The 2,080-nt window shown below is 43.0% G+C and carries 2 protein-coding genes; both read right to left on the bottom strand.

Annotation, left to right across the window (positions count from 1 at the left end; genetic code table 11):
• Window positions 1-511 precede the first annotated feature (511 nt).
• A complete protein-coding gene (hemN, locus tag VIP81_RS20595) occupies window positions 512-1,870 on the bottom strand; it encodes an oxygen-independent coproporphyrinogen III oxidase (RefSeq protein WP_331965586.1) in 1,359 nt (452 codons plus the stop codon).
• Window positions 1,871-1,876: 6 nt separating this feature from the next.
• Window positions 1,877-2,080: hypothetical protein (locus VIP81_RS20590; RefSeq protein ID WP_331965579.1), on the bottom strand; the 204-nt coding region annotated here is incomplete at its 5' end.

Raw genomic sequence — 2,080 nt, 5'->3', positions numbered from 1 at the left:
ATCAAAATATGGGGAGATGATGAGGATGTTGGAAAAGTTTCCATCTGCTGTTATCCACAATTATTTTAGTGGTGTGAATAAATTTTTTTGTAAAATTTTTCTTTTGTGATGAAATTCTTTTTAATATTGTGTAGGGAATTTTGTTTCCCTGTACTTACTAACCCATTCACATAACAAGAAAGTCTGATTGTTAAAACGGTCAGACTTTTTTTATTGCCTCTGAAACCCGCACGAATAAAGCGTTACAGCCGATCACTATTTTATCTTACTAAAAAACATCCCTCCTGCTCAATTGCTTTTTTACCTTTTTCATGGTGGCCCGGTAAAAACGGACGGCCCCTCAATTTTTATGTTTTTTGGGAATTTTGCCCTCGGACTGCAATTTTTTATCCTTTTGAACCCATGTTTTTTTATGTTTTTTATGATTCACCGGAAGGGTAGAAATTTAAACGAATCTTTAGCACGGATATTTACTTCTCCGGTGAATCATAAAAAACATAAACGTGATGCTTTAGATGGATTTGCTAAACAATTGTGAATGTGGTACTTGTCGCCACAGTCGTGCATCAAAAGCCATGCAGATGTTGCGTATAAAAGGCTTGCCTTTCGCTGTCACCACCACCTTTTGAGGGAACACCTCTACCAGTTCATCCTTCTCCAGCTCCTGTAGTCTTTGCAACCCTTCTATCACCGCATCGCATGTTGTATCTGCCTGGCGCCAGGTAGTTTCAAAATGACACATCAGGTCTTGAATATGTTTCCTCAACAGCAGGTCTTCCTCATTGAGCAGATGTCCGCGTACCACCGGAAATTCTCCTTTGTTTACCAGCTCCTGCCAGGTGTCTATTTGTTTTTCGTTTTGTACATAAGCGTACCAGTTATCACCAATGGAAGATGCGCCCAAACCTACCAGCAGCGAGGTGTGAGACACCGTATACCCCATGAAGTTGCGGTGTAACCTCCCCTGTTTAAAAGCTGTATGCAAGGCTTCTCCCGGCAATGCAAAATGGTCCATTCCTATTTCCGTATATCCATTGCTGTCAAAAAGCAACTTACCCAGTTCATACAGCTGTCGTTTCTCTTCATCTCCCGGCAAATCTGCTTCCGTGTATCTGCGTTGACCGGTGCCTTTGATCCAGGGAACATGTGCATAACTGTAAAAAGAAATGCGATCCGGGTGTAATCTCACCACCTTGTCGATGGTGTTTTGCATGCTGTTGGTTGTTTGCAATGGCAGTCCATAGATCAGGTCAAAGTTGATGGAAGTAAAACCAATTTTCCTGGCGTTCTCTACTACAGATGCCACCATCTCAAAAGGTTGCAGGCGGTTAATGATTTCCTGTACCCGTCTGTCGAAATCCTGTATCCCCAGACTGATCCTGCGGAAGCCCAGGTTGTATAATGTTTGCAGATGTTCCGGTGTAGTATTTCCCGGATGTCCTTCAAAGCTCAGACATGCATCCGGCAATAGTGTGGCAAGACTATAAATACCTTTCAGCAACCTGGTTAAATTTTCTGCACTGAAGAAGGTAGGCGTACCTCCGCCCAGATGTATTTCACGGATATGGGGCTTGCTCCCAAACGTATTTACATACAGTTGCCACTCCTTTAGCAATGCCGCTATATAAGGCGCCTCTACGCCATGATTAACGGTGATATATTTATTACAACCACAGTAGGTACACATGCTTTCGCAGAACGGGAGGTGAATATAGATACTAATGCCATCCTTGCCATTCGACTCCTGAAATGATTTTTTAAGGAGTGCTTTCCAGCGGTCAGGATGAAAGCTGTTTTCTTCCCAGTATGGTACGGTAGGGTAGCTGGTATACCGCGGGGCGGCTATTTTATATTTACTGATGAGGCTCATGATATCTTATGATTTATGACAACAATTTTCAACTACATGTTCACTATGTGGTACCAGCGTAGGACTGATGTAAGGGATACCCAGGTTAAGGCCCCGGAGGATTAGCAATATCCCCATGATGCTTACTACAACGGGTATCATGCGGCGCATTTTATTCCGTACTGTAATATTGATCAGGTGACTGAACCAGGTAACGCTTTTCATGGCAGG

This window comes from Chitinophaga sp. (assembly GCF_036566945.1).
Classification (GTDB): Bacteria; Bacteroidota; Bacteroidia; order Chitinophagales; family Chitinophagaceae; genus Chitinophaga.
Note: the sequence above shows the minus strand (reverse complement) of the source record. Positions and strands in the feature narration are given on the sequence as shown.

Coding starts and splice junctions, on each gene's coding strand:
- hemN (WP_331965586.1), bottom strand. CDS start 1,870: ATGAGCCTCATCAGTAAATATAAAATAGCCGCCCCGCGGTATACCAGC.